The 5055-nt window shown below is 68.5% G+C and carries 5 protein-coding genes; 3 read left to right on the top strand and 2 right to left on the bottom strand.

What is annotated here, in order from left to right; genetic code table 11:
* A partial coding sequence (locus tag ACLFRB_RS11385; RefSeq protein WP_411069131.1) for a GNVR domain-containing protein occupies positions 1-1480 on the bottom strand: 1480 nt, incomplete at its 3' end.
* Between the two features lie 497 nt (positions 1481-1977).
* Positions 1978-3189, bottom strand: coding sequence for an argininosuccinate synthase (locus ACLFRB_RS11390; RefSeq protein WP_411069132.1), 1212 nt, complete (start codon positions 3187-3189; stop codon positions 1978-1980).
* A gap of 154 nt (positions 3190-3343) precedes the next feature.
* Between ACLFRB_RS11390 and msrB the strand changes: the two genes are divergently transcribed.
* The 3 genes from msrB (at position 3344) to mrtJ (ending at position 4855) form a co-directional block, all read left to right on the top strand.
* Entirely contained in the window at positions 3344-3742 is a 399-nt protein-coding gene (msrB, locus tag ACLFRB_RS11395) for a peptide-methionine (R)-S-oxide reductase MsrB (protein ID WP_411069133.1), read from the top strand.
* A 241-nt stretch (positions 3743-3983) separates the two neighbouring features.
* Entirely contained in the window at positions 3984-4298 is a 315-nt protein-coding gene (locus tag ACLFRB_RS11400) for a BolA family protein (protein WP_411069134.1), read from the top strand.
* 101 nt (positions 4299-4399) lie between these two features.
* Positions 4400-4855, top strand: a complete 456-nt coding sequence (gene mrtJ / locus ACLFRB_RS11405; RefSeq protein ID WP_411069135.1) for a JDVT-CTERM system glutamic-type intramembrane protease MrtJ — start codon at positions 4400-4402, stop codon at positions 4853-4855.
* Positions 4856-5055: the final 200 nt, after the last annotated feature.

A 5055-nucleotide genomic window follows, 5' to 3' on the forward strand; every position in this document is an offset into this window, starting at 1 on the left:
GGCCCGCGAGCTGGGGCTCGCGGCCAGGTCGTTGAAGATCATGCCGGTTACCCGCCCCCGGTGCTGCTGGATCCGCTTCACCGTCTCCTCCAGCTCCTCCATGCCGTTCTGTCCGGCCCGCGCCACCAGGAAGGTGGCGCCCGCCTGGTCCGCCATGATGGTCGCGTCCGTGACGGCCATCACCGGGGGCGCGTCCAGCAGCACGAGGTCGTACTGCCCCCGCGCCTGCTCCAGCACATCCTGAAAGCGCTCGGTCATGAGCAGCTCGGAGGGGTTGGGCGGGATGGTGCCGGTGGGGAGGAAATCCACCGCATTGTCTCCGCAGCGGCGCACCACCCGATCCAGAGTGGCCGCGGCGCAGGTCACCGTCCACCACCAGGGGGCGCCGGCCGCCCTGGGCGAGCACGGCGGCGACGTTCACCAAAACGAAGGTCTTGCCCGCGTTGGGAGAGGCCCCGGAGACCAGCACCACGTTGTTGTCCGTCTCCATGAGGCCGAACTGCAGGCTGGTGCGCAGGCTCCGGAAGGCCTCCGCGGGCGGGCCTTCCGGCTCGTCGCGCACCAGGATGGGCAGGGGCTCCCCAGCCCGTTGGCGCCGCCGCTTCTCTTTTTCCATTAAACCGCTGTGCGGGATCACCGAATACACGGGGATGCCCAATCCGGTCTCCAGCTCGTTGGGGTCTTCGATGCCCCGCCGCAGGGCCCAGCGGACGAGCACCAGCCCCGTACCCAGGAACAGACCCAGCACGCCGCTGAGCGCCCCAACCAGCCCCTTGCGGGGCTTGACCGGACTGCCCGGCGGGGCCGCGTAATCCACCACCCGGACGTTGCCCACGGTGCCCGCCTTGGCCACCCGCAGCTCCTCCGCCTCGTTGAGCATGGAGGTGTAGACCTCCGTGCTCACCTCCACCTGCCGGCGCAGCTTGAACACCTCCTGCTGGGTGCCGGGGAGGCCGCTTACCCGGCTCTCCAGCTCCCGCTTCTCCTCCCGCAGCTGGGCTACCTGGGCGTCGATCGCCTGCATGCGGGGGTGCTGCGGTCCGAAGTTCTTGGCCTCCTCCGCCCGCTTGGTCTGGAGCTGGGAGACCTTGCTGTCCACTTCCACCAGCTGCTCCAGGAGCTTCTCGGTCTGGACGGTGAGGTCCAGGGTCTGGTTCTCCTGGTGGAACTCGCTGAACCGCTGCTCAGCAGCCTCCAGATCGGTCTGCATCTCGGGCAGCTGCTTCTCCAAGAACTTCAGGCTCTCCTCCGCCTGGGCGGAACGGTGCTCCACGTTCTGCCGCAGGTAGAGGTCGGCCACCGTGTCGAGGACCTCCCGGATCCGCTCGGGGCGCTCTCCTTCCATCGAAACCCGGATGATGCCCGTGCTCTCGCCCTCCTCGCTGGCCTTCAGGCGGTCCTGGAGGCCTCCCACCACCTGGTGGCGGGGGCGCTTGACGAGCCGGAAGCGGGTGCCCAGACGGGCCTGCAGCTCGCTCACGAACAGCTCCACCCGCGGCTCGCCCCCGGGAGCTGCGCAATTTCCGCAAGGAAGAATCCGCCCTTTCCCGGGTCTTGGTGCGGGCCTCCTCGGAAGCCAGCCACCCGGGCACGTTTTTCCTGATGAGATGTAGTGATTCCCCCCATCTTTCTCCATATCCGTTCCGGAAAGACCCTGACAAACCCCGTCCGCACCCCTGATCCGGAAATCGCCCCCGAAGGAGGCGGGAGATTCCGTGCCGCGATACGGGATTTCGGTATAGCAGGGCCTTACCAGCACTTCCGCAAGCCAGGGGGCGACTTGCGGGCCCCAACCGGATTCCGGTCCCGGGCCGGCCCGGTCCCGGTGTTGGGGCCCGCAAGTCGGTAGGGAGGATGCGCGGGGATTGCGACGAATGGGGTCGTGTACAGGGCTCCAACGCAGGCGAGCCCCGGCCGGGGCCGGGGCTCGCTCGCAATCGCGGGGGAGAAGGGGGCGGGGCGCTTCGCCCCGGGTCTTTAACCGCCCTGGACGGTCCGGCCCACCCGCAGCCGCAGGGCGTTGAGCTTGATAAAGCCCTCCGCGTCGGCCTGGTCGTAGACCGTGTCCTCCTCGAAGGTGGCCAGCTCGGGGTTGTAGAGGCTTTTATCCGAGCGCCGACCCACGGCGGTGACGCTGCCCTTGTAGAGCTTGAGGCGCACGGTGCCGGTGACGTCTTTCTGGCTCTCGTCGATGGCGGCCTGCAGCATGCGCCGCTCCGGCGACCACCAGTAGCCGTTGTAGATGAGCTCGGCGTAGCGGGGCATGAGGCTGTCCTTGAGGTGAGCGGCCTCGCGGTCCAGGGTGAGGGACTCCATGGCGCGGTGGGCCTCCAGCAGGATGGTGCCGCCTGGGGTCTCGTAGACGCCCCGGGACTTCATGCCCACGTAGCGGTTCTCGACGATGTCCAGGCGGCCGATGCCGTTGTCCATGCCCAGGCGGTTGAGCCGGGACAGCAGCTCGCCCGGGGCCATCCGCTCGCCGTCGATGGCCACCGGGTCGCCGCCCTCGAAATCCACCTCGATGTAGGTGGGCCGGTCGGGGGCCTGCTCCGGGGGCACGGACCACAGGAACATGCCCTCCTCGGGCTCCGCCCAGGGGTCCTCCAGGATGCCGCCCTCGTAGGAGATGTGCAGGAGGTTGGCGTCCATGGAGTAGGGCGAGCCGCCGCCCTCCTTCTTGCCCTCGATGGGGATGCCGTGGCTCTCGGCGTAGGCGAGGAGCTTCTCGCGGGAGTCCAGGTCCCATTCGCGCCACGGGGCGATCACCCGGATGCCCGGCTCCAGCCCGTAGTAGCCCAGCTCGAAGCGGACCTGGTCGTTGCCCTTGCCGGTGGCGCCGTGGGCCACCGCGTCGGCGCCGGTCTCCCGGGCGATCTCCACCTGGCGCTTGGCGATCAGGGGCCGGGCGATGGAGGTGCCGAGGAGGTACTTGCCCTCGTAGACGGTGTTGGCCCGGAACATGGGGAAGACGAAGTCGCGGGCGAACTCCTCGCGCAGGTCGTCGATGTAGATCTCCGAGACCCCGAACTGCTTGGCCTTCTCCCGGGCCGGCTCCACCTCCTCGCCCTGGCCGATGTCGGCGGTGAAGGTCACCACCTCGCAGCCGTAGGTATCCTGGAGCCATTTCAGGATAATGGAGGTGTCCAGCCCGCCGGAGTAGGCGAGCACGACCTTGTTCACGTCCGCCATGTTCGAGCCCTTCCTTGTTCGCCGTTGGCGGCGGCCAGCGCCGCCGGAGCGCGCAATTTTTCCACTCCCCGGTCCCTGCGTCCAGGGGCGGTAAACCCGGGGGGCGATATGGAATCCAAGGGATGGCAGCCCTCTATCTGATGGGAGACCGACCATGAACGACCCGACCCGCATGACCGAGAAGGACTGGCAGAAGCGTCTCACCCCGGAGCAGTACCGGGTATGCCGCCAGGGCGGCACGGAACCGCCCTTCAGCGGGGAGTACGTCCACGCCAAGGAGCCCGGCACCTACCGCTGTGTGTGCTGCGAGGCGCCCCTGTTCCACTCCGACCACAAGTTCGACTCCGGCACGGGCTGGCCGAGCTTCTGGACCCCGGTGGTGGACGAGAACCTGGTCACGGAATCCGACCGCAGCCTGGGCATGGTCCGCACGGAGGTGCGCTGCGCCCGCTGCGACGCCCACCTGGGCCATGTCTTCGAGGACGGCCCGGCGCCCACCGGCCTGCGCTACTGCATCAACTCGGTCTGTTTGACCCTGGAGCCGGAGGAGTAGGCCTTTTGGCCCGGAGCACGGCACCCGGGCTACAATCCCCAGGGGAAGACGGCCCGCCGGCGCCCTGGTAACGGCCCAGGGCGGCTGTCGGTGCCTCGTAGGAGCCCGCTTCAGCGGGCGATCCGGCTTCGATGGGCCCCTTTCCCGTTCCTCATTTCCCCCGCTAAAGAGGGCTCCTACGGATCGGGCCCGATCGAACCAACAGCCGTTTGCAACAGCCATCCGGAGAGAGCATAGCGCCATGACCATACAAGCCGCCATCGAGGACAAGCTGCGCAGCGCCTTCGACCCCGAGCACCTGGAGGTGATCAACGAGAGCTACATGCACAACGTGCCGCCGGGATCGGAGTCCCACTTCAAGGTCTTCATCGTCTCGGCGGCCTTCGACGGCGAAAAGAAGGTGGCCCGCCAGCGTGCCGTGAACAAGGCGCTCGCCGAGGAACTGGCGGGCGGGGTCCACGCCCTGTCCATGCACACCATGACCCCCGAGGAGTGGCGGGCCCAGAACCCCGAGGAGCTGGCCTCCCCCAACTGCAAGGGCGGCTTCGGCAAGTAGGACCCACGCCATGACCGTTGCCAAGCCGGGCTTCGGCGGCCGGGCCAGCGCCCCGGCCACCGTTCCCTCCGCCCTGTGGTGCGCGGCCCGGAACCGTTGAGATGGGGCCGCCCCCGGTTTTCCGCGGCCGGTCACGCTGGGAAGATCCCCTGCTGGGGCTCGCCCTCGGCGCGGCCTTTCCGGTCTGGGCGTGGCTCGCCTGGTGGTACCGCCCCGAGTCCGCTTTTACCGGAGCCGTGGCGGCCCCCGCCACCTTCCTCTACGTCGCCCTCGCCCTGCCCGTGCTGGAAGAGGTGGCCTTCCGCGGCCTGGTCCAGGAGGGCCTTGGGCGCCTTTGGCATCGGCGCTGGGGACCGCTGACGGCCGCCAATCTGGGCCAGGCCGGCCTGTTCGGCCTGCTCCACCTGCCCGCCCACCCCGCGGGCTGGGCCGCCGCCGTGGTGGTGCCCGGCCTGGTGTTCGGCTGGTTCCGCGAACGTCACGCCACCCTGGCCACCCCCATCGCCCTGCACGCCTTCTACAACGGCGGCTATTTCCTGCTCTTCCCACCCGGTTAGTCTCCGGTCGCAGAAATTCTTTCTCCATTCTTTGGGCCGGACCCGGAGGTGCGGGGCAGCCCATTTTGGTTGCGAATTTCTGCGACCGGACAATAGGCCGTTCTAGCGAAATGCCTCCTTGTAGGAGCCCGCTTTAGCGGGCGATCCCGTTGCGACTCCCGCGCCTGCCCTTGCCATCGCCCGCTAAAGCGGGCCCCTAC

The organism is Thiohalorhabdus sp. (assembly GCF_046545655.1).
Classification (GTDB): Bacteria; Pseudomonadota; Gammaproteobacteria; order Thiohalorhabdales; family Thiohalorhabdaceae; genus Thiohalorhabdus.